23 protein-coding genes are annotated in these 22279 nt (G+C 61.9%); 2 read left to right on the top strand and 21 right to left on the bottom strand.

Features of this window, described 5'->3' with window-relative positions; genetic code table 11:
* Window positions 1–5: 5 nt before the first annotated feature.
* The 5 genes from thpD to zwf form a co-directional block, all read right to left on the bottom strand.
* Complete coding sequence (gene thpD / locus D7241_RS10560) at window positions 6–914, bottom strand: ectoine hydroxylase (RefSeq protein WP_408102314.1); 909 nt, start codon at window positions 912–914, stop codon at window positions 6–8.
* Window positions 915–993: 79 nt separating this feature from the next.
* On the bottom strand, window positions 994–1392 hold the full coding sequence (locus D7241_RS10555) for an ectoine synthase (protein WP_408101486.1): 399 nt from the start codon (window positions 1390–1392) through the stop codon (window positions 994–996).
* 10 nt (window positions 1393–1402) lie between these two features.
* On the bottom strand, window positions 1403–2680 hold the full coding sequence (gene ectB, locus D7241_RS10550; RefSeq protein ID WP_408101485.1) for a diaminobutyrate--2-oxoglutarate transaminase: 1278 nt from the start codon (window positions 2678–2680) through the stop codon (window positions 1403–1405).
* The gene (ectA, locus tag D7241_RS10545; protein ID WP_408101484.1) at window positions 2677–3210 is read right to left on the bottom strand and encodes a diaminobutyrate acetyltransferase; all 534 of its coding nucleotides are present in this window, start codon (window positions 3208–3210) and stop codon (window positions 2677–2679) included. Before ectA ends, ectB begins: the two co-directional genes overlap by 4 nt.
* A 655-nt stretch (window positions 3211–3865) precedes the next feature.
* A complete protein-coding gene (gene zwf, locus D7241_RS10540) occupies window positions 3866–5308 on the bottom strand; it encodes a glucose-6-phosphate dehydrogenase (protein WP_408101483.1) in 1443 nt (480 codons plus the stop codon).
* Window positions 5309–5467: 159 nt separating this feature from the next.
* On the opposite strand from zwf, the gene hexR reads away from it, so the two are divergent.
* On the top strand, window positions 5468–6334 hold the full coding sequence (hexR, locus tag D7241_RS10535) for a transcriptional regulator HexR (protein WP_408101482.1): 867 nt from the start codon (window positions 5468–5470) through the stop codon (window positions 6332–6334).
* Between the two features lie 111 nt (window positions 6335–6445).
* The gene (locus tag D7241_RS10530) at window positions 6446–6634 is read left to right on the top strand and encodes a PA3496 family putative envelope integrity protein (protein ID WP_408101481.1); all 189 of its coding nucleotides are present in this window, start codon (window positions 6446–6448) and stop codon (window positions 6632–6634) included.
* 42 nt (window positions 6635–6676) lie between these two features.
* Here the strand turns inward: D7241_RS10530 and D7241_RS10525 are convergent, their stop codons facing one another.
* The 16 genes from D7241_RS10525 to D7241_RS10450 all read right to left on the bottom strand — a co-directional run bounded on the left by D7241_RS10525 (window position 6677) and on the right by D7241_RS10450 (window position 22199).
* Entirely contained in the window at window positions 6677–7690 is a 1014-nt protein-coding gene (locus D7241_RS10525; protein ID WP_408101480.1) for an Ldh family oxidoreductase, read from the bottom strand.
* Between the two features lie 38 nt (window positions 7691–7728).
* Complete coding sequence (locus D7241_RS10520) at window positions 7729–9039, bottom strand: TRAP transporter large permease subunit (protein ID WP_408101479.1); 1311 nt, start codon at window positions 9037–9039, stop codon at window positions 7729–7731.
* The gene (locus tag D7241_RS10515) at window positions 9036–9545 is read right to left on the bottom strand and encodes a TRAP transporter small permease subunit (protein ID WP_408101478.1); all 510 of its coding nucleotides are present in this window, start codon (window positions 9543–9545) and stop codon (window positions 9036–9038) included. Before D7241_RS10515 ends, D7241_RS10520 begins: the two co-directional genes overlap by 4 nt.
* Window positions 9546–9587: 42 nt before the next feature.
* Window positions 9588–10637 carry a TRAP transporter substrate-binding protein DctP gene (gene dctP / locus D7241_RS10510; RefSeq protein WP_408101477.1) on the bottom strand — a complete coding sequence of 350 codons (1050 nt, stop codon included), beginning with the start codon at window positions 10635–10637 and terminating at the stop codon, window positions 9588–9590.
* Window positions 10638–10750: 113 nt separating this feature from the next.
* Complete coding sequence (locus D7241_RS10505; RefSeq protein ID WP_408101476.1) at window positions 10751–11668, bottom strand: dihydrodipicolinate synthase family protein; 918 nt, start codon at window positions 11666–11668, stop codon at window positions 10751–10753.
* A 136-nt stretch (window positions 11669–11804) separates the two neighbouring features.
* The gene (locus D7241_RS10500) at window positions 11805–12842 is read right to left on the bottom strand and encodes a trans-3-hydroxy-L-proline dehydratase (RefSeq protein WP_408101475.1); all 1038 of its coding nucleotides are present in this window, start codon (window positions 12840–12842) and stop codon (window positions 11805–11807) included.
* A 9-nt stretch (window positions 12843–12851) separates the two neighbouring features.
* The gene (locus D7241_RS10495; RefSeq protein WP_408101474.1) at window positions 12852–13574 is read right to left on the bottom strand and encodes an amino acid ABC transporter ATP-binding protein; all 723 of its coding nucleotides are present in this window, start codon (window positions 13572–13574) and stop codon (window positions 12852–12854) included.
* Window positions 13571–14215 carry an amino acid ABC transporter permease gene (locus tag D7241_RS10490; protein WP_408101473.1) on the bottom strand — a complete coding sequence of 215 codons (645 nt, stop codon included), beginning with the start codon at window positions 14213–14215 and terminating at the stop codon, window positions 13571–13573. The genes D7241_RS10495 and D7241_RS10490 overlap by 4 nt, the downstream gene beginning before the upstream one ends.
* A 10-nt stretch (window positions 14216–14225) precedes the next feature.
* Window positions 14226–14891 carry an amino acid ABC transporter permease gene (locus tag D7241_RS10485; RefSeq protein WP_408101472.1) on the bottom strand — a complete coding sequence of 222 codons (666 nt, stop codon included), beginning with the start codon at window positions 14889–14891 and terminating at the stop codon, window positions 14226–14228.
* Window positions 14892–14894: 3 nt separating this feature from the next.
* Window positions 14895–16694: an aconitase X gene (locus D7241_RS10480; protein ID WP_408101471.1), complete on the bottom strand. Its 1800-nt coding sequence runs from the start codon at window positions 16692–16694 to the stop codon at window positions 14895–14897.
* 13 nt (window positions 16695–16707) lie between these two features.
* Window positions 16708–17517 carry a transporter substrate-binding domain-containing protein gene (locus D7241_RS10475; protein ID WP_408101470.1) on the bottom strand — a complete coding sequence of 270 codons (810 nt, stop codon included), beginning with the start codon at window positions 17515–17517 and terminating at the stop codon, window positions 16708–16710.
* Window positions 17518–17769: 252 nt separating this feature from the next.
* Window positions 17770–18537, bottom strand: coding sequence for a helix-turn-helix domain-containing protein (locus tag D7241_RS10470; RefSeq protein WP_408101469.1), 768 nt, complete (start codon window positions 18535–18537; stop codon window positions 17770–17772).
* A gap of 72 nt (window positions 18538–18609) precedes the next feature.
* Window positions 18610–19890: an FAD-dependent oxidoreductase gene (locus D7241_RS10465; protein WP_408101468.1), complete on the bottom strand. Its 1281-nt coding sequence runs from the start codon at window positions 19888–19890 to the stop codon at window positions 18610–18612.
* The gene (locus tag D7241_RS10460; protein ID WP_408101467.1) at window positions 19887–20123 is read right to left on the bottom strand and encodes a (2Fe-2S)-binding protein; all 237 of its coding nucleotides are present in this window, start codon (window positions 20121–20123) and stop codon (window positions 19887–19889) included. Before D7241_RS10460 ends, D7241_RS10465 begins: the two co-directional genes overlap by 4 nt.
* The gene (locus tag D7241_RS10455) at window positions 20116–21270 is read right to left on the bottom strand and encodes an NAD(P)/FAD-dependent oxidoreductase (protein WP_408101466.1); all 1155 of its coding nucleotides are present in this window, start codon (window positions 21268–21270) and stop codon (window positions 20116–20118) included. Before D7241_RS10455 ends, D7241_RS10460 begins: the two co-directional genes overlap by 8 nt.
* On the bottom strand, window positions 21267–22199 hold the full coding sequence (locus tag D7241_RS10450; RefSeq protein ID WP_408101465.1) for a 4-hydroxyproline epimerase: 933 nt from the start codon (window positions 22197–22199) through the stop codon (window positions 21267–21269). The genes D7241_RS10455 and D7241_RS10450 overlap by 4 nt, the downstream gene beginning before the upstream one ends.
* Between the last annotated feature and the right edge of the window lie 80 nt (window positions 22200–22279).

Here is a 22279-nt window from a genome sequence, read left to right as displayed (position 1 = left end):
ATAAATCAGAGATAGCGTTGTGGCTGGATCTGTAGCGGTTCGAAATCCTCGCGCTCGGCAACAAAGGCCGGACGTGGCGAGAGCCCGCAAAACGGGGCCTGCGCGGCATTATCTACACTGTTGTAGACATAGAACAGATTGCTGCGCGCGCTGGGAGTGATGTTGCTGTTCGAACCGTGAATCGTGTTGCAGTCGAAGAACACCACGCTGCCCGCTGGGCCGGTGGCGGTGTCGATGCCATAACGGTCTGCCAGCTCGGTCAAGCTGTCGTGGTCCGGCACGCCCAGCTCCTGCTTGCGCAGGGACTTCTCGTAGTGATTCTCCGGTGTCGCACCGACGCAACGGATGAAATGCTTGTGCGATCCGGGCACCAGCATCAGTGGGCCGTTGTGCGGTTCGTTGTCGGTGAGCAGAATCGAGCAGCTCAGGGTGCGCATCCGCGGCAGGCCATCTTCGACGTGCCAGGTCTCGAAATCCGAGTGCCAGTAGAACTCTTTGCCGGTAAAGCCAGGCTTGAAGTTCATCCGCGACTGATGCACATAGATGTCCCCGCCGAGGATGAAGCGGGCAATGCCTGCGGTCCTTTCGTCCGCAGCGATGCGGGCGAACAGGTCGTTGTCCTTGTGAATGGCGAACACCGAGCGGATCGCGCCGCTGTCCGGTTCCTTGATGGTCTTGCCGGAATCGGCGACGGCCGGATCCTGGCGCATACGTTCGAGTTCTTCGCGAAATTTCGCGACTTCCTCGGCGCTGAAGAGATTGGGGATGACCAGATAACCGTCACGCGCGAAGCGTTCGATCAGTTCCGGTGCGATCGGGGCGTTGATCAGGTCACTGTTGTAGACAACCGGATCCAGACGCTCCTGCCAGCTGGGTTCGTCGTGCTGGCGCGAAGGGTACAGGTCGGCTTGCACGGGGTTCACGTTAGGGTCTCCTCTCAATTCCTCTGCAATGCAGGGCGAGTGCAACCCGCCCTGCGTTTTCTTGCTCAGATCAAGCGACTGTTTCAGCCTCTAGCGGGTAAACACCGCTTTCGTCATGCACTTCCTTGCCGTTGAGTGGCGGGTTGAAGACGCAGGCCATCTTCATGTCCTCGCTGCCGCCGCGCAGCAGGTGCTCGTCGTGCTTGTCGAGAATGTAGAGGGTGCCGGGCTCGATCTTGTAGATCTTGCCGTCGGCAATGGTCTCGACCTCGCCGTTGCCGCTGATGCAGTACACCGACTCCAGATGGTTCTGATAGTGGATGTGCGTTTCTGTGTTGGCGTAGATGGTGGTGATGTGGAACGAGAAACCCATCTTGTCGTCCTTGAGCAACAGGCGGGTGCTGTCCCAAGTCTCTGTCTTGATCTTGCGGTTGGATTGCTCGCATTCAGCCAGGGTACGTACGATCATTTTCAACTCCTCAAGAAACGGCTTGATTGGTGTCCTGCTCGGACATCACGGCGGCGAACGCCTTGTCCAGGATGCTCATGGCCTTGTCGATCTGTTCTTCGCTGATGATCAGCGGGCAGAGGCACTTGACCACTTCGCTGTGGGCGCCGCTGGTTTCGATCACCAGGCCGTTCTCGAAGGCGTGGCGGCAGACTGCGGCAGCGGTGTCACCGTCCGGGCAGCTGATGCCGATCATCATGCCGCGGCCTTTGACGAACAACGAATCCGGGCCGTAGCGGCGGACGATCTTGTGCATACCGTCGGCGATGCGCTTGCCCTTGGCTTTGACGCTGTTAGCGAACTCGTCATCGCTCCAGAAGTGCTCGATGGCGGCGGCGGCAGTGACGAAGGCGTGGTTGTTGCCGCGGAAGGTGCCGTTGTGCTCGCCCGGCTTCCACTGGTCCAGCTCCTTGCGCAGCAGCACCATGGCGAACGGCAGACCGTAGCCCGACAGCGACTTGGACAGGGTGATCATGTCCGGCTTGATACCCATTTCTTCGAAGCTGAAGAAGCTGCCGGTACGACCGCAGCCAGCCTGGATATCGTCGATGATCAGTAGCATTTCGTGCTTGCGGCAGAGTTTTTCCAGCTTGCGGACCCACTCGGCCGACGCCGCGTTCAGACCGCCTTCACCCTGGACGACTTCGACGATTACCGCTGCTGGCTTGTCGACGCCACTGGACGGGTCGGTCAGCAGCTTGTCCATCATTGCGATGGTGTTGACCTTGTCGCCGAAATAATTGGCGTAGGGCATGCGGCTGACATCGGTCAGCGGGACGCCGGCAGCACCACGGTGATGCTTGTTACCGGTCGCCGCCAGCGCGCCGATGCTGCAGCCGTGGAAGCCATTGGTGAAGCTGATGATGTTATTGCGACCCGTCACCTTGCGCGCCAGCTTCAGCGCGGCTTCCACCGCGTTGGTGCCGGTAGGGCCGGTGAACTGCATGACGTAGTCCATGTTGCGCGGCTTGAGAATCAGCCGATCGAAGGTGGAGAGGAAGTGCTCCTTCGCCTCGGAATACATGTCCAGGCCGTGAGTGATGCCGTCGGCGGTGATGTAGTCGAGCAGCGCCTGCTTCAGCACCGGATGGTTGTGGCCGTAGTTGAGCGTGCCGGCACCGGCGAGGAAGTCGATGTAGTGCTTGCCTTCGCGGGTAATGAGTTCAGCACCGCGGGCCTGCTTGAAGACCACTGGAAAGGAGCGGCAGTAGCTGCGAACGCCAGATTCGTGCAGTTCGAAAGTTTTCATGCGTTTTCCTCAAGTTCTTCTTCTGAATTAGGTACGGCGAACGGGCCGGCGCGGTAGAGCACTTCGTCTTCGTGCTTGCCGGCGAAATGTTCGGCGCGAGCGAACAAGGTGCGGGTGCTGTAGTCGACCTCGAGCTTGGCGAAGGCCTTCTTGAATAGCGCCTGCGATGCTCCGTTGTCCGGCGAGATGGTGGTTTCCAGGTAACGCACGCCCTGTTCTCTGGCGGCCCGTGTGATCAGGGCCATCAGCATGCGCAGAGCCAGACCCTGGCCGCGCATCGAGGCGTCTACCGCGACCTGCCAAACGAACAGAGCGTCCGGGCGGGAAGGCGGGCAGTAACCGGAAATGAAACCTACCAAATGGCCATCCGCATCGACGGCGGCAATGGAGGTATCGGCGAAATCGGAACATTGCAGAAGGTTGCAATACACCGAATTGGTATCCAGAGGTTGGCAGCGCGCTACCAGCTCATGGAGGGGATAACCGTCGCCGTCGGTTGGGCGACGGAGCGTTACGGTAGGAACACTCAAAACAAGTCCTTTGGGGTTGTTGATTGAAATCCTTTATTAGAATAAACACATCGAAAAATAATTCTCAACCCAAGTCGCCGATCATAGGCAGTGATTCGCCGCTGATATCCCCGAAGTTCGCTGTTTATCGTGAGAGTTGAACTATCTCGTCATGCGCTGAATCCCGCCGTGATTTCGACTACATATCCATCCCAGTCTCGACGGGATCAAGAGTCAAGTAATTAGCGCAATGAAACAGGTGGATTCGAACCCATTCGAAGAGCAGCTGGAAGCGGCCATAAATCGTAGGTGAACCCTTATGGGATGGGGCTTCTGGCAGGTTTGGAGTTCACCGGTTCGGCGGCGGATCGCAGCCCGTCTCGCTGTCAGTTGAAGTAACGGAAGTTACGTCTGAAATAGGCGCTAATGGAGCGGCAGAACTAACGAGTTCTATAGCCGATATCGTCGGCAGATATCGGCAATCCGTTTCGTGGAGATAGCGACTTCATCCCAACGGTGAAATTTTTATGGCAGGCCAATTGAGCTGCGATGTTGTGAAGTTCGTCGATTAGTTGTTGGGCGTCCGATGCGTTAGTTGATCTACTTGATACGAGCCGCTCTAGCTCGGTCACAAGGAATCCGCCTCGGGCGCCGCGATTGGCTGCATGCGGATGGCTCAGCGCCACCACTGGCGACCTTGATGCTCGATCAGCTGACGTGCCTGTTCCGGGCCATCGGTTCCGGCCGGATAAGGTCGTGGTTTGCGGTAATGGCTCTGCCAGCCGCGCAGGATCGGGTCGACCCAATTCCAGGCCGCCTCTACCTCGTCGCGGCGCATGAAAAGCGTCGAATCGCCTTCGATTACGTCCAGCAGCAGCCGCTCGTAGGCCTCCCAGCGGCGCGTACGGTTGAATGCGTGTGCCAGGTTCAGGTCCAGCTCCACAGGCTCCAGCTGCATGCCCTTGCCGGGTGCCTTGGCCATCAGCTGCAAGCTGATACTCTCTTCCGGCTGCAGGCTTATCACCAGGCGATTGGTTTCGCCCTTCTGGAACAGCATGTGCGGCACCGACTTGAAGGAGATGATGATCTCCGAGCGTTTCTTCGCCATGCGTTTGCCGGTGCGTAGGTAAAAGGGCACACCGGCCCAGCGCCAGTTGTCGACTTCAGCCTTCACCGCAACGAAGGTTTCGGTGTCGCTGTCATTGTCGACGTCGTTCTCGAAGTAATACGCCTGTACATCATGGCCGCCGATCTGCCCGGCGCCGTACTGGCCGCGCACGGTCTTGTCCTGTACGTCGTTGCCGGTGATCGGCTTGAGCGCCTCCAGTACTTTGACCTTCTCGCCGCGCACCGACTTGGCATCGAAGCGCACCGGTGCCTCCATCGCCACCAGGCAGAGCAGCTGCAACAGATGATTCTGCAGCATGTCGCGCATGGCGCCGGCGTGGTCGTAGTAGCTGCCGCGATTCTCCACACCGAGCGTCTCGGCGACGGTGATCTGCACGTGGTCGATATGGCTGCTGCGCCAGATCGGTTCGAACAGTGCGTTGGCAAAGCGCAGCGCCATGAGGTTCTGCACGGTTTCCTTGCCCAGGTAATGGTCGATCCGATAGATCCGAGACTCGGGGAATACCGCGCCTATCGCTTCGTTGATCTCCAGCGCCGAATCCAGCGAATGGCCGATGGGCTTTTCCAACACGATGCGTGCGTTCTCGCCGGCGAGTCCTGCGCTTTCCAGGTTCGAGGCGATGGGTTCGAACAGATTGGGTGCGGTTGCCAGGTAATGCACCCGCACGCGTCCTTCAGCCTGGCCGAGGTGGTGCGCCAAACGGACAAATTCGCCGCGCTGGACCGCATCCATGGCGAAGTAATCGAGACGCTGGCTGAACGCCTGCCAGACGGTAGGTTCGAAATCGCTTCGTGCGACTTCGGCACGGCAGTGGCGCTCGACCAAGGTCAGGTAGGCATTGCGATCGATGTCCTGACGAGCGAGGGCGAGGATGCGAACGTCTTCGTGCAGTCGGCCTTCGCGGTGCAGGTGATACAGCGCGGGGATGAGTTTGCGTAGCGCCAGATCGCCGGTACCGCCAAATACCAGCATGTCGCAGGAAATGGACACAGCGTCACTCCTAGAAGGTGAACAGACTCAAAGGTGGGCGATGCGGCGAGCCATGTAGTATAACTACAAGCCCACTACAGCCAGCCGGCAAGACGGATGCGAGCGCACCCGCAGCGTTCGACCACTCTTGCCAGCTATTGATCATAGCGAGTCCGGAACGTGAACCTGCTGCAACACATCGCTCAATCGAGAAGTTCGCTACGCAAGTCGGAGCTAAAAGTCGCCGACCATGTGCTCCTCGATCCAGCTGCCGTGATGCACAGCTCCATGGCCGACCTGGCCCACGTAGTTGGTGTCAGCGAGCCGACTATCGTGCGCTTCTGTCGCGCCATTGGTTGCCTGGGGTTTCAAGATCTAAAGCTGAAACTGGCGCAGAGTCTCGCCGCCGGCGCTAGCTTCGGCCAGTTCGCCATCAGCGAAAATGATTCGATCACCGATTTCGCGCTGAAAATCTTCGACACGACCCTGCATACCTTGATGGATGTGCGCGAACGGCTGGACTCGGATGCCCTGGAACGCGCCGTCGCGGCCATGGCCAAGGCCGAGCGGGTGGAGTTCTACGGATTCGGTGCCTCCGGCGCGGTGGCGACCGATGCCCAGCACAAGTTCTTCCGGCTACTGCTCAGCGCGGCGGCCTATTCCGATCCGCATATGCAAGCGATGTCGGCGGTCACGCTGAAACCCACCGACGTGGCGATCTGCATCTCCCAGTCGGGGCGCTCCAAGGATTTGCTGATCACCGCCAACGTGGTGCGTGAATCCGGCGCCACGCTGATCACCCTCTGCCCAAGCCAAACGCCACTGGCGGAACTCGCGACTATCAACCTGGCCATCGACGTCCAGGAAGATACTGAAATCTACACCCCGTTGACCTCGCGTATCGCCCATCTGGTGGTTATCGACGTGCTGGCGATGGGCGTCGCCATGGCGCGTGGGCCGAGTTTGGTAAATCACCTCAAGAGCGTTAAGCGCAGCCTGCGCAGCTTGCGTCTGTCACCCAAATCGGTGAAACCTCACGAAGATTGAGCGCCTTCGCCGCGCCACGTTGATCGTCATCGCAGCGTCATCAGCCTGACGCCATAGCGTCACCCAAAACGTCGATGCTGGCTCTCCCAGTACCTTTCTCGGGAGAACAGCATGGCCCAGTACAACTACGTCAATCTCGATGCCCGTGCCCGCCGCAAACAGCAGGACGAGCGCCGCATGTACTTCCGCCGCGCGATCGAAAGCTATGACGAGCAACGGCAATTGCATGCGCAGCTGATGGAGTTTCCGGACGTTATGGTTGCTAGCCCGCTACTGCCGCCCTCGCCTGAGTGTCGCTAACGACCGCGCACCGGTTTGATCGACGCCGCACTCTGCGACGGTTCATGCGGGTTGTTCCAATAGCGCCACGAGGTCGGCATGCAGCGCATCGGGAATGTCCACGCCGTCGCGTAGCGTCCGCTCACGTGCCTCGTAGCGCCGCTGTGACGGCAGCCGTGCGCCCTGGCCCTGGATCGATTCGAACATTGTCTCGGCGCGCGCGAGGTGCTCGTCAGCGGCCTCCCCGAGCATGCGCTTGGGATCGATCACGATGATCAGTTCACCCCCATAGGGCGCTGACTTCGTGCCTGCGTCGAAGGCTAGCGACTCGCTGCTGGTCATGTCGCCGATCAGCGGCCCGGCGAGCAGTTCGACCATGGCCGCTAACGCTGAGCCCTTATGGCCACCGAACGTCAGCATGGCGCCGTTGAGCGCCTGCGCAGCCTCGGTGGTTGGCTTGCCGTCTGCGTCTATGCCCCAGCCCTCGGGGATTGGTTTGTCCGCTCGGCGATGCAGCTCGATTTCGCCACGCGCAACGGCACTGGTGGCGAAATCGAATATGAATGGCAGTTTCCCTGCGCGCGGCCATCCGAAGGCAATCGGATTGGTGCCGAACACCGGTTTGCTGCCACCGGCGGGCGCGACCCAGGCGTGGCTCGGCGTGCAGGCCAGCGCCACCAGGCCGGCGGCGGTCAGCGTCTCCATCTCCGACCAGAGTGCCGAGAAGTGCACGCAATGACTGATGGCGAGCAGCGCGATGCCTTGTTGCCGAGCCTTGTTCAACAGCAGCGGCAGCCCGGCCTGAAATGGCACCTGGGCGAAGCCACCCCTGGCGTCCACCCGCACGATGGATGGCGCATGGTCGACTACCTCAGGCACCGCATCGGGTATCGCCTTGCCGGCCTTAAGCGTGGCAATGCACCCCAGAAGACGGTAAATACCGTGGGATTTGCACTCATCGCGCTCCGCCGCGACCATGCTTTCTGCGACCGCCACGACATAGGGTTCGGCGAATCCGTACTGGCGCAGGATGCGTTGCGCAAGATCGCGTACTTCATCGAGTGATAAGCGGGCCATGCGTTCTCCTCCTAACGAATTCCACAGGAATGACAGGCTCAGAAAAGTTGCTGAGGCAGCCAGGTGGCGATCCCTGGCAGGGCGAGAATGATCACGAACAACAGCAGCTGGATGGCGATGAAGGGCAGGACCCCACGGTACATGTCACCGTAGCTCATCTCCGGCGGTGCGATTGATCGGAGGTAGAAGATCGAAGGTGCCATCGGCGGCGTCAGATATGACGTCTGGATCACCACCATGAACATCACCGCAAACCAGATCGGGTCGACCCCGGCCATCTTTACCAGCGGCATGAAGACCGGCACGAAAATCAGCACGATGGAAATCCAGTCCAGCACCATACCGGCGATCAGGACGATGAACATCAACGCCAGGATCAGCAGATAGGGGCTCAGTTCCAGCTCGGTCATGAACTCGGCGAGCCTCCATCCCCCGCCGCTGGCGGCGAAGATTGCGGTGAACATGGTGCCGCCCGTGACGATGAGCATGATCATCGCCGTGATGGTGATGGTAGAGACCAGTGCCTCGGCCAGACGCCTCACGCTCAGCTCGCGGAAACACAGCGCCAGCAGCGCCGCGCCGAACGCGCCGACGGCGGCCGATTCGGTGGGCGATGCGACGCCGGCGAGCATTGAGCCGAGCACGGCGAAGATCAGCAGGAACGGCGGGATCAGCGCCTTGAGTGTGATCGTCAGTTTTTCCGTCAACGGCGTGGCCTGCATTTCCGGTACGGCAGGCGCCAGCGAAGGCGTGACCCAGCAACGTATACCGATGTAGAGCAGGAACAGCACCAGCATCAACATGCCCGGGATCAACGTCGCGGCGAACAACTGTCCGATCGACAGCTGCGCCATCGAGGCATACACCACGACGATCACCGAGGGTGGAATGATGGTGCCGAGCGAGCCGCCGGCGCAGATGGTGCCGGCAATCAGCGAGCGGTCGTAGTGGTATTTGCTCATGGCCGGGATGGCCATCATGCCGACGACGATTTCCACCGCGCCGACGATGCCCGAGCTGGCGGCGAAAATGCCGCACATCAGCATGGTCGACATCGCCAGTCCGCCGGAAAAACCGCCCAGCCAGAGTTGCAGCGCTTCGTACAGCCGGCGGGCCAGGCCGCTTCGCTCGAGGATCGCGCCCATCAGCACGAACAGCGGGATCGCCGAGAGGGAGAAGTTGGTCGAGGCCTGCAACAGCGAGCCGAACATTTGCTGGAAGATGTTTTCGCCGAACAGAAGCAGGCCGAACAGCGCCGACACCGTGATCAGCGAGAAGGAGACCGGTATTCCGACAAAGATGAAGACAAACAGCAGTGCGAACATCAACAGCGGCACGTAATCCATCATTCCGGCGATCCCCCGCTGGGCTGCTTCTGGTTGGTGAAGTAGCGATATGCGTCGACCAGCACCTGCAGAGTCAGCGCCGCCAGGCCGATCGCCAGCGCGCTGTAGAAAGGCCAGATCAGCGGCGCCCAGGGGCTGACGTGCTCGACCTCGCCAATGACGAAGGCGTGCCAGGCGCGCTTGCCGGTGGTCCAGGTCAGCGCGCCGAGGATGGGTGCGAATAACAGCAGGTAGAAGGTGCCGTTGAGCCAGCGCTGGACGGCCGGCTTGAGCCGCGTGGCGAGGAAATCGATACGCACATGAGCATCGACTTTCAGCGCATAGGCGCAACCGAGGATGAACATGGCGCCGTTGAGCATGTAGGAAATGTCGAAGGCCCAGAGCGTCGGTGCGTTCAGCACGTAACGCGAGAACACTTCGAGGATCATCGCCAGGACCAATAACACGGCCATTGCGGCTGCCACCCAGAGCAAGGCGGTGGCCGGCCATTCGAAATAGTTGCGTTTCATCGAACCTCCAGGCCGGCCGTCACGGGGCGGCCGGCTGCGCTGCTAGTGGCGGTACAGGTAGGACGAGTTATCGGACCAGCGCTGCATGTAATCCTGGTAATCCTTGAGGATCGCCTTGGCGTCGGTCTTGCCTGGCTTACGTGCCTCGATCTGCGAGGTGACCAGCTGATTGCCACGCTTGGCGAGGTCCTCGATCGCGGCGGGTTCGAGCTGGAGGATCTCAATGCCTGCATCCTTATAGGTCTGCATGGCCTTCATATCCGCATCGAGGAAATGAAGGTAGCTCTGCATGGTGGTCAGCTTGGCCGCCGCTTCGAGCTTGTCTTGGATGTCCTTGTCCAGCGCGTCCCAGGTCTCGTTGGTCATGAAGAATTCCCAGACGAAGGAAGGCTGGTGCACGCCGGGCGTGAGAATGTACGGCGCGACCTCATGAAAGCCCTCGGTGAGGTTGGCTCCCGGTGTCGCCCATTCCACGGCGTCCACGCCCTTGCGCTGTAGCAAGGTGTAGATCTCGCCCGGCGGCACTACGGTCGGCGAGGCGCCGACCTGTTTGACCACTTCTGCCCAGGCGCCGGCGGTGCGGTACTTAACGCCCTTGAAGTCTTCCAGCTTCTCGATCTTCTTGTTCGAGTGGGCGAGGATTTCCGTGCTGCCGACGCCGACTACCATCGAGTGCAGGCCCATCTCCTTCTCGCGGTATTCCTGCAGGTATTTCAGGCCGTTGCCCTCGTACAGCCAGGACAGCGTTTCCTCGCCGGACATGCCGCCGGGATAGCTGGCGAACACGTTGTTGAGCGGGTCCTGATTGACCAGGTAAGTGGAGGTGGAGTGACCGGCCTGGAGCACGCCGTTCTGTACCGATTCGAACACTTGCAGGGCCGGCACGATTACGCCGGCGCCGACAGGACGAATCTTCACTTCACCGTCGGTGAGCAGGTCAGCGTTCTTGGCGAAACGCACCAGAAAGTTCTCGAAGAAGAAGCTGCCTTCAGGGACCGAGGTTGGCACCGTGTAAGTCTCGGCGGCCTGCGTACTGGCGCAGACAAGAGCCAGGCCGAGTGCGGCGAACAGATTGGTTTTTTTCAGTTGCATGGCGAAACCTCTCGTGCGAATCAGGCGCCCGGCCGCAGGTGCGGCGCGAGCAAGCGGCGGCAGTTGGACGAAAGGGAGCGTGCCGGGCTTGGCTCCGGTCCGTCCGGTCCGGTTCATAGTCCTACGTCAGGCAGTTCCGGTCGGTTGGCCATGGCCTTGGCCATGATCTGCTCGACGTACACCCGGTCGGCGTCCGGCAGGGCCAGGCGCGGTGGGCGGGTCAGTGCACTGCCACGGCCGGCGATGGCCTCACAGAGCTTGATGCATTGCACCAGATCCGCGCGCGCGTCGAGGTGCAGGATCGGCATCAGCCATTCGTAGATCGGCATGGCTTCGGCAAAACGGCCGGCCTTGGCCAGGCGGAAGATGGTCTCGCCTTCCTTCGGGAACACGTTGGACATCCCGGAGACCCAGCCCTCGGCGCCCACGGCGATGCTTTCCAGCACTACGTCGTCGAGTCCGGCGAACAGTACGAAGCGGTCGCCGACTTCGTTGCGCACGTCGATGAAGCGGCGGGTATCGCCGGAGGAGTCTTTGAAGCAGACCACGTTGTCGCAATCGGCCAGCGAGATGAGGATGTCCGGGGTGACATCGTTTTTGTAGATGGGCGGGTTGTTGTAGACCATCAGCGACACGTCGGCATGCCTGGCCACATAGCGATAGTGCTCGGCGGTCTCGAACGGCTTGGAGCCGTAGACCAGCGCCGGCATCAGCATCACACCATCGACGCCGGCCCTCTTCACCGCATTGGCCACCTTGGCCGCCTCCACGCTGGTGAACTCGGCGACGCCGCAGATCACCGGCACGCGACCTCCCGAAGCGTCCACGGCAACTTCCGTGACGGCTATTTTCTCTTCTGCGCTCAGCGAGGTGTTCTCGCCGACCGAGCCGCACACCACCAGCCCGGAGACGCCGTCGCGGATGACGTTGGAAATGACCTTGTGCGTTTCTTCCAGGTTGATGGAAAAGTCGTCGTTGAATTGCGTGGTAACGGCGGGGAATACGCCGCTCCAGTTAACTCGTTTGCTCATGAAAAGCCTCCAAATGTATTTCGTATACGTTGCGTTTGGGCTGTCCTCGCCCGGCTTGGTCCTGGGTGCAGTGTGAATCCGGCCGTGGCTTGGCCGTGTTGCATGTGCCGCCGGCTTGTGGCCGACGGCTGTTGAATCAGATCTTCAATTCCACCGGCCAGGTATCCGAAAGCCGGTAGCCCTCTGGCCAGGGGTCGCTCGGGTCCAACAGGTGTTGATGGGTACCGGTGATCCAGGCCCGGCCGGACAGGCACGGCACGATCGCGGGCCGCCCGGCGAGCTCGGTCAGGCTGTCGATCCGGCAATGAAATTGCGAACCGATGATTGAGCGGCCGACGAAGCGCTCGCCGACTCCCAGCTGACCTTTCGCGTGCAGCACCGCCATCCGAGCCGAACAGCCGGTGCCGCAGGGGGAACGGTCGATCTTGCCGGGGCGAATCACCACGGCGTTGGCGGCCGTGAGCACGCCGTCGATGCGTTCGACCGGCGCGGCGATCTGGCAGAAGGAGATATGTGCCCAGTCCGGATTGGTCGGGTGGACGAAGCCCAGCTGCTGATTGGCGGTCTGGGTGATCTTCAAGCCGGTCGCTACCAGATCGGCGGCTTCGTCGGCGCTCAGGGAAAAGCCCAGACGCCTGGCATCGACGATGACGAAACTGTCGCCGCCGTAGGCTGTGTCCACCTGCAGCGACCCCAGCCCTTCAACTTCGATCCAGACGTCGAGCTTGTCGACGAAGGACGGCACGTTCTTCACCTCGACCCGCTCGACCTTGCCGTTCCGGCACTGCGCGACGGCTTCGATCAGGCCACCCGGTGCTTCGAGTGTCAGCCGGGTTTCCGGCTCGGTCATCGGCAGGATGCCGCTGTCCAGCAGCACGGTGGAAACGCACAGCGAATTGGAACCGGACATTGGTGGCGTGTCGGCCGGCTCCATGATGATCCAGCCCATCTGCGCCCGTGGGTCCTTGGCCGGCACCAGCAGGTTCACATGGCGGAACACGCCGCCGCGTGGCTCGTTGAGCATGAAATTGCGCAGGGTTTGGTCACGGGCGATCCATCGCGATTGTTCCCACAGCGTATCGCCGGGCGGCGGGGCGACGCCGCCGACGATGACGTCACCCACCTCGCCCTCGGCGTGGCAGCTGACTACATGGATGACTTTGCTCGATCGCATGGCTTGGCCCTAGATCACTGACTTGAGAAAATCCGCAGTTTCCGGCTTCTGCGGATTACTGATGACCTGATCGGGAGTGCCGATCTCATGTATCAGGCCGTTGCGGAAGAACGCGACGCGGTCGGACACCTCGCGGGCAAAGCCCATTTCGTGGGTCACCAACACCATTGTCATGCCGTCGTCGGCCAGCAGACGCATGGTATCGAGCACTTCGCCGACCAGCTGCGGATCGAGTGCCGAGGTGGCCTCGTCGAACAGCATGTATTCCGGGGACATGGCCAGCGCACGGGCGATCGCCATGCGCTGCTGCTGGCCACCTGAAAGCTTGCTGGGGAATACCTTGAGCTTGTCGGCCAGCCCTACATGGGTCAGCTGTTTCACAGCCAGTTCTTCGGCTTCGGCGCGGCTTTTGCCGAGTACCTTGCGCGGTGCCAGCATCACGTTCTCCAGCACCGTCAGATGCGGAAAGGCATTCCACTGCTGAAACACGATGCCGATCTTCTGCCGCAGTTTGTTGATGTCGGTGCCCTTGGCATGCACTTCGGTGCCATCGACGCGAATCGAACCGCTCTTGATCGATTCCAGGCCGTTGATGCACATCAGCAAGGTCGACTTACCCGAACCCGAGCCACCGATGATCGACACCACCTCACCCTTGTTCACGGTCAGGTCGACGCCCTTGATCACCTCGAGCTCGCCGAAGGATTTATGCACCTTGTCGATCTCAATCATTGCTGCCACCTTTTTTCCAGCCGGGCGCCCAGGCGGGCCACCACCAGGCTCATGACGTAGTAGATGAGCCCTGCGATGCACAGCACCAGCAGCGGCTCCTGAATACGCGTGACGATGGTCTGCGAGGCGCGCAGCAACTCGATGATGCCGATCCACATCACTAGCGCGGTGTCCTTCATTACCGACAGCACCAGATTGACCCAGCCCGGAAAGGCGACCCGGGTCGCGACCGGCAAGACGATGTAGCGCAGGTCCTGCCAGTAAGTCAGGCCCAGCGAGCGGCTGGCCAGGCGCAGGCTGCCCGGCACCGCTAACACGCCGCCGCGCACCACTTCGGTGAAGAAGGCCGCGGCGTAGACGCCAAGCACTACGCAGCCGACGGTGAACGCGCTCCAATCCAGGCCGACGATGCTCTTCAGTGCGTTGAACAGGACGAACTGGATCAGCAATGGCACGCTGCGAAAGATGTCCAGAAACCAGGCCAGCGGCAGGCTCGCCCGAGGAAACAAAGCGCGAATCACGCCGAAGACGATACCGGCGACGGTGCCCAGCACCATCGCCCAGAAGGTCAGCATCAAGGTGACACCGGCGCCTTTGAGCAGGAACAGCAGATCGGTCGAGGTTAGGCTGGTAGAAAACATGCTCGGATCCTCAATAGCGGAACAGCCGCCAGGCCATCAGCCGGGCCACCGCTACGATCAGCTTGGCGATCAGGTAATAGATCACCGCCGCCAGGGCGAAGTATTCGAAGGTGCGGAAGGTCTTGACGTTGTAGTCCTGAGTCACGCCGGTGAGGTCGTTGTTCAGGCCGACGATCACGCCCAGCGACGTCATCAGCACGGCCCAGACCATCTGGTTGGAAAGGGGGTGGAAGACGATGCGCAGCAGCTGTGGAATGACGATCAGTCGGTACGCCTGGAGCGCGCTCATGCCTAGCGAGCGGGCGGCGCGCATCTGCGTGTCCGGCACGGCCTTGAGTCCGCCACGGAAGTTCTCCGCCAGATAGCCGGCATTGTTGAAGGTAATGCCCGCGAGCAGCGCCGCCCATGAGCTGATATGCCAGCCGAAGGCACCGAGGCCGAAGTACAGGGCGTAGATCTGGAACAGCGATGGCGTATTACGCGCCACTGAAACCCAGACACCACCGATGCCGTTGAGCAGCGGGTTGCGGGTTTCGCGCATCGCCGTCAACGTCAACGCGATGAGCACGCCAAAGATCATCGACAGGGCGGCGGTTTCGAAAGTGACCACGGCGCCGGCGAGCATGTCCGGCAATGCACGAAAGGCGGGGCGCCAGTGGAAGGTGTAATCGAACATCGCTCAGCGCGCTCCTTCAGTTCCAGCAGCCGCCAGCCAGCGCGGCAGGCGCCCGCTGGCCTGGCCGCTGCACGCGGTTTCTACGCATTCGGCAAGATTGCCGAAGCGCACCTGCCGGCCAACCAGGCCGGGCGCGTAATGGGCATATTTGCCGGAATTGGTCATCAGGGTGCGGGCTGTCCGAGGGATAACCGGCTCTTCGATCATGCACCAGCAGGTATCGGTGATGATCTGCACGCCGAATCGCTCGAGAGCGGGTAGATAACCGGCTTCGCGGGCCTGACGTTGAATCTCCCGACCGCAGGTAACCAGCACGGAGACATCAGGGTGCTTCACCTTGCCTTCACAGAGATGCGCCAGATAGGCGAATTCGCTTAGCGAAAAATGCGGGTTACCCAGGCTGATCAGTTCGACGTCTGCCGATTCACCGCTATCCAGCTCGCGCCAGCTGTCGAGTAGATCAGCGCGTTCGACCTGCAAGGTGCGGCCTGGCGTCTGCCCGCCCAGGGCAGCCTCGACCGTCGGCGCTTCCGGCGTGACGCCGACGATATGAAACATAGCTGCCGCCGAAGTCGTAGCAAACGCGGCGCCGAAGGCCTTGAGGTCGTCGAGTGTCGGAGCGGTTTGTTCGAGCCCGCAGATCACCGGAATCTCGCTGCCGCAGAGCAAGCCAACGTGATAGCCGAGCAGCGGGTAGAAGGCGTCGTCCAGGTGTTGCAGCGGTGGCAGGTCGATGCGCAGCGTCGCGTGGCGCTGATCGTCCAGATGGCAACCGGTCAGGGGCGCGCGACCGGTCAGGGCGATGCAGATATCCAGGAAGTCCGGGTATTTCAAGGTGCGGGCACCCAACACGCTGTTGGCATACACCACGGCGTTGGATTCCGCCCAGACGATCTGTTCGCCAACGTGCGGCGCGCTGTCGAGCAGGTAGGGCGCGCAAGTGAAGCTGGCGCTGGCGCCCATCTCGACATAGGCGTCGGCCAATTGGCTGGCGGGCTCACCGAAAGCGGCGGCGACGCCCATCTGGCGCCAGTGCCGCTGGTCCACCGAAATTGAATTGAGCGTGGTCGGCACCTTCACCCGTCCGCCCCAGTCGGCCAGCTGGCGAGCGAACCTGAGGCTCGCCGGCCCGGTGTAGATGCACCCATCGATATGCGCCTGGGTGATATCCATCAGCGCATGCGCGCCCTGGAGTTCGGCCATACGCAGGAGGATCTGCATCGCCGCCTGGGTGGCTTTGCCCTGCTCGCCGTCGAGCATGGCGCGGTCCTGTTGAGTCAGCTCGATTTGCGTAGGCGAACAGCCGGTCACGGCGGTGTCGTCCGAGGCTCGCCGGCCATCACTCGGCAGCTCGGCGAAGGCTTGCACCAGACCGTTTTCGATTCGTAGGTAGCGGGCGTCGCGCAGGGCCGCGAAGGCCGTTTGATCGATGCATGCCACCGGTAGCGACCGGTCGAACAGCTGCTCCGCGACCAGCACGCCGAGGGTGAGAATCTCCTCGTGATCAGCGAAAACCAGGGCGGCCGGTGCATGGTCGTTGAGGATCAGCTCCAGCAGAACGCTGCTACCTGTGCAGGAGCCGCGTCCGCTGGGGATCGCCAACACCTTTCCTGCGATGACCTGACCGCTGAGCGGGTGGTGACGATCGATCACCTCCCCGCTGAACGGATCGACCCCACCCCAGAAGCTCAGACCGACGTCCGTATGCAGCAGCGCAGCCTGAGCGCTGCCCGGAACCAGGCTGCGACCCAAAAAGCTGAGCGCAGGCTGGTGTGGGGCGACGGCATGATCACTACGAAGCATCGTTACGCGCCGATCAGTAGTAGACGCCAGGAACGGTCAGATCGACTGGCTTGCCACCCACCCACTTCTCATACAGCTCGGCGTAGCGTCCGGAGCGCACCTGTTGGTTGACGAACAGGTTCAGATAATTCATCAGGCCGTACTCGCTGCGCTTGGCAGCCAGAGACACGTAGTCGATAACGTAAGGCGCATCGCCGGCAATCTTCAGTCCTTTGTACTTGCCCGACTTGATGGTGGATGCGGCCACCGTGTTGGTGACCACGGTGGCGTCCACATGGCCCTGGGCGACGGCGAGAATGGTGTCGTTCTGGGACTGATAGGCGCGGAAGCTGCCTTCGCCCCATTTGTCGACATCCTTCTCCAGCGCGATGGCTTCAAAGGTGCCGCTGGTGTTGCCGACCGGACGCCCCTTGAGGTCGTCATAGTTATCGATGCCGGTGTCTTCACGCGTCAGCACCACCATGTTGAAAGCGAAGTAGGGGATGCTCATGCCAACTGTCTTGGCGCGCTCGAGGGTGTCGGAAGTGGAGGCGACGATAACGTCCGCACGGCCCGAGATGAGGGCGGGGATTCGATCCGGAAAGGGCGTTTCGACCACCTCCGGTTCTACGCCGAGGACCTTGGCCAGATCGTTGCAATAATCGACGTCGAAGCCGGCCGGCTTGTTACTCTCGTCACGAAATCCCATGGGTGGGAAATCGAGGGTAACGGCACAGCGCAGCTTGCCCGAGCCGATGATGTCGTCGAGCTTGTCAGCCTGTGCGATGGAAGTCATGGAGGCGGCAAGCAGAGCGCTAACGGCCATAGTTATGGTTTTCTTCATACTTTCCTCGTCGATGCGGTTGATCGTCCAATTGATTCAAGCAGCTGTTTCGAGATTTCGTATACGTTATCCGCATAGCAATAGCCGTGCCGGTAAGCTAAAGCGCGACGGGAGGATGAGCCAGCCTGCCGCAGGGCGCGGGCTAGAGCGGTGCTCAGGAAGAGAGGCAGTCGGCGGCGATGAAATGACCGTTCGTCGGGTTTTCAGGGTCGGTGCATTTGGGTCGTGCCTGCTACAAATGGGAGCAGCGCGTTACCTAGCTGCCCGATGATGGGTGGGTAGGGCGTTTCGATAGGCGCTGGGTGACAGTCCGGTCAGCGCGCGGAACTGACGGCTGAATGCGCTGTGATCGGCGTAACCACAACGCAACGCAATCTCAGTGATAGGTAACTCGCCATCGAGCAGCTCGGTTGCAGCGTCCAAACGGACCTTATGAATCATTTGCCGAGGAGTGAGGCGGAATACTCGTTTGCACAGCCGCTCCAGTTGCGCCACAGACAGCCCGGCGATGGCCGTGAGTTCGGACAGCCTGATGGGCGCGCAATGGTTCGCGCGGATATAGGCATCCACCGCCGCGAGCTTGAGGTAGGCCGGATTGCCGGCTTCGGGTGCCTGCAGGTCGATGGAGACCCCGGCCATGCCGATGATCATGCCCTCCGGGTTGCGCAGAGCCAGTTTGTGCGTCATGCACCAGCCTGGCTGGCGGGCCGGATACAGATGTAGTTCAAGCTGATCCTGCAGACGCAGCCCCTGACGGAGCACCCGGCGGTCCTGGTCGGTGTATTGCGCGCCGAAGCCGGTTGGAAACACCTGCTCGGCGGTCAGGCCAATCAGGGCATCCGGATCGCTATGCCCGCAGCGCTCGGCGAGTGTCTGGTTGGCCAGGCTGTAGCGGGCGTCCATGTCCTTGATGAAGAACACCACGTCCGGCATGGCATCGAGCAACGGCGCGATCAGTTTCAGGCCAGCGAGCAGCGTGGGCAGATCCTTGGGTGTGTCGGTCGGAAGCAGCGAGTGCATGGGGCACGCTACGGGCTGGGGAAATCCGAGGATACGATCGGTGGCCAGCGAATGCTAGGCAACGGCTGTGGCTCAGATCGACGTTTCGCGCCGCTCGGCCATGGGCTCATCATCGGGCAGGGCGATGAGCGTCCCGATGCGTGCCGGACTGATCGGCTGTCGCGGTTTCGGCGGTTGCCAACCGAACAGGACGTCGCTCGCCGCGCCGCAGATCCGGCCCTGGCAGGCGCCCATGCCGCAGCGACTCTCGAGCTTGGCCTCGACCCAGCTGCTGTGGCTGACCATCGCCGAGAAGGGCACGTCTTCGCAGCGGCAGACCAGCGTTTCGGGGGCGGCCATTGTTTTCACCTGCTCGTTCAGCCGGAAGGTCCGCTCCAGCAGATCGGCGAAACCCTGCCAGCGCTGGCGCTCGGCGAATCGTGCCTTGGCCCGCTTGAGGTCGCCAACGGCGGCGTATCCGGCAATGCTGCCTTCGGCCAGTGCCAGTTCGCTGCCGCCGAAGCCGGTGCATTCACCGGCTGCAAAGTGATCCGGCAGGCTCGTCGTCTGGTAGGCATCGACTTGAATGGCTCGCCCGTCGAGCGCACAGCCTAGAACCTGACCGAGTTCGGTGTTCGGAATCAGACCGAAGCCGCAGGCCACTCGGTCACAGGCAATTTCCGAAACCCTGCCGTTGTGGCTCAAACGCACGGCTTCCAGGCGTTTGGTTCCCAACGCCGCCAGCACATGGGTACTGCTGCGATAACCGCTATCGCTCAGTTTCACGGCCTGCAGCGCTTTGCTCGGCCACCTTGGCAAGCGTGCGGCGAAACCGGCGAGTGCGGTCAGTGGGGCCTGTTCGGCAATGCGCAGTAGGCATGCGCCTGCATGCTTGGCAGTGGCCGCGCTGGCCAGCAGTAAGGGACCGCTACCGGCTATGACCAGCCGTTGATCTGCCACCGGCATGCCGCCCTTTATCAGTGCCTGCAGACCGCCAGCGCCGGTCACGCCGGGCAGCGTCCAGCCGGGAAAGGGCAGCAGTAGTTCGCGCGCGCCGGTGCACAGAATCAGCGTGTCGTAGCCGACCAGATGCCCCTGCCGGGCATCTTCGAGCAGCAGCTGCTTGCCGCCGGGTGCGGCAATCACCCTTACACCGTTGTGTAGCTCGATATTTGCGGTGTCTGCCAGCGCCTGCCGTTGCTGAAGAGCGATGGACGGCAGATCGACCTGCGGTCCGTCTCGCCATATCTGCCCGCCGGCCGCAGGGTTGTCGTCGAGGATGGCGATGTTCGCGCCACTGGGCGCGGCAGCCAGCGCGGCGGCCATCCCGGCAGGACCGGCGCCAACGATGAGGATGTCGTAATGCGATCTCATGGACGGGTTTCCACGGTCATACCGGTTGCGCAGGCGGTCTGGCAGGCCAAGCGGCGCTGGCCATCGATGGTGACTCGACACTCCTGGCAGATGCCCATGCCGCATAGCGGGGCGCGACGCTCTCCGGATACCGAGGTTCGACTGCTGCCATCGCCGCCCAGGTACAGCGCTGCGGCTACCGTGGTGCCGGGCGCGACCTGTAGCACACGCCCGTCGAGCGTGATTTCAATCATGGCCGAGGCGCTCTTTGGCACTGACATTGGCGTGCATCGAGGGCTCGTCTGATGCGCGGAAGAGGCGCGCCGGGCAATAGGGCTTGGAGGCCAGCGTTGGCTGTCGCCCCAGCAACTGTGCGACCAGGAGCTCCGCAGTGCCCGGCGCCGTCGTTACGCCCAGCCCTTCGTGGCCGACAGCGAGCCATAGCCCCGGCTGCAGCGGATGCTCACCCACCAGCGGTAAACCGTCGGGGCTTGCCGCACGGAAGCCGGTCCAGCTGCGAATTGCGTTCAGTTGGGCCAGCCCCGGCATGTAGTCAACGGCGCGCTTGAGCATCCGTGCCAGCATCCAGCTATCGATCGCCGGGTCGCAGGTGCCGAACTGGCGCGAGGAGCCGATGAACAGCTGCCCGGTCGGGCGCGGTTGGATGTTGCAGGCCACCGACGGCCCTTCGCTGTTATGGGCGCTGGTGACGTAGCCCAGTTCGACCAGGGTGTGGCTGATCCTGCCGGGGTAACGGTCGGTGATCAGTAGATGGCCCTTCTTCGGCTGAATCGGCAGTTCTGGACATAGCTCGGTTGCGTGAATCCCGTTGGCCAACACCACCGCCTGCGCCCGCAGGACGCGGCCATCGCTCAGTTCGACCTGCTGGCCCTGTACCCGCGCTACGCGCGCCTGCCGCTGGACGACACGCTTGCCGCCCTGTGCGATCAACCAGCGTGCCGCATTGGGCGCGTAGAGAATGCCGTCCCCGCTGACTTTCAGCGCGCCGTGCAGGCCACTGCGCAATTCCGGCTCGGCTGCTTTCAGTGCTGCCGAGCCGAGCAATTCGCAGCTCAGGCCCTGTTCGGACAAGGTGTTCAGCTTGTGTTCTGCCACGGCCATCTCACCTTCGCTGGCGGCGAGCCAGAGCGTGCCGTTGTTGCGATAGCCGCAGCTTTCGTCCATCAGCCGGCCCAGCTCCCGCCAGCGTTGGATCGAATAATTGCTTAGCGCCAACTCGGCGGCGTTGTCGTCCAGCGCCACCAGATGGCCCATGCCAGCGGCCGTTGCGCCACCGAGCTGGGCATCGAGGAGCAGCACGTCGACGCCGTTGGCCGCCAGTTCGTGCGCACATGCCGCACCAATGATGCCAGCGCCAATGATGATGACGTCGGTATTCACGCCCGAATGCCCCAGCCGAAGGGGTCGTCGTCTTCGATCAGCAGGATGGCTTCGGCGCTCAGATGCGCGCAACCACGGATGGTGGGCACGATGCGATCGCCGTCCGGCTCGTAACTGGCGAGGAATTCGCTGCCGATGACGCTGGCTTGCCGCCAGATCTCGCCGGGTTGCAACTTGCCGTCCGCCGCAAGACAGGCCAGCTTGGCGCTGGTGCCGGTGCCGCAGGGCGAGCGGTCATAGGCCTTGCCGGGGCATAGGACGAAGTTGCGGCTGTCGGCCTGTGGGTCTTCGGCGAACAGCTCGATATGGTCGACGTCGCCGCCGTCTTCACCTCGGATCCCTTCTACGTCCAAGGCCTGGCGCACCGCCCAGGTGTAAGCGGTGAGCGCCTCGATATTATCGGCTGCGATGCGCTGCCCGTGCTCGGCAACGAGGAAGAACCAGTTGCCGCCCCAGGCGATATCACCGGTCACTGTGCCGTAGCCTGGCACCTCGACATCGACCGCCTGGCGGTAGCGATAGGCAGGCACGTTGCGCACGCTGACCGAGCGGTCTTCATGCAGTGTCGCCTGCACGGTACCTACCGGCGTTTCAATGCGGTGAGTACCTGGCTGGATGCGCCCCAGATGCGCCAGCGAAACCACCAGCCCAATGGTGCCGTGGCCGCACATGCCCAGGTAGCCGCTGTTATTGAAAAAGATGACGCCGGCACAGGCCGTTGGGTCTACCGGCTCACAGAGTAAGGCGCCGACCAACACGTCGCTGCCGCGCGGCTCGAGCATGGTTGCGGCACGCCAGTCATCGAAGCGTTCGGCAAGCAGACGACGACGTTCGGCCATGCTGCCGGTTCCGAGTTGCGGAAATCCATCAATGACTAGCCGGGTCGGTTCGCCACCGGTATGGCTGTCTAGAACCTGGATGCGCTTCATGGCCGCCTGCCTGTACGAGGGATGTGTGACAAGCATCCAACGGCTGCTTGCTTACGGCTTGACTGTTTTCGTCGGCGCGG

The sequence above is a fragment of the Stutzerimonas sp. VN223-3 genome (assembly GCF_045999685.1).
GTDB classification, from domain to species: Bacteria; Pseudomonadota; Gammaproteobacteria; order Pseudomonadales; family Pseudomonadaceae; genus Stutzerimonas; species Stutzerimonas stutzeri_AR.
This window is presented reverse-complemented; position numbering and strand designations above follow the sequence as displayed.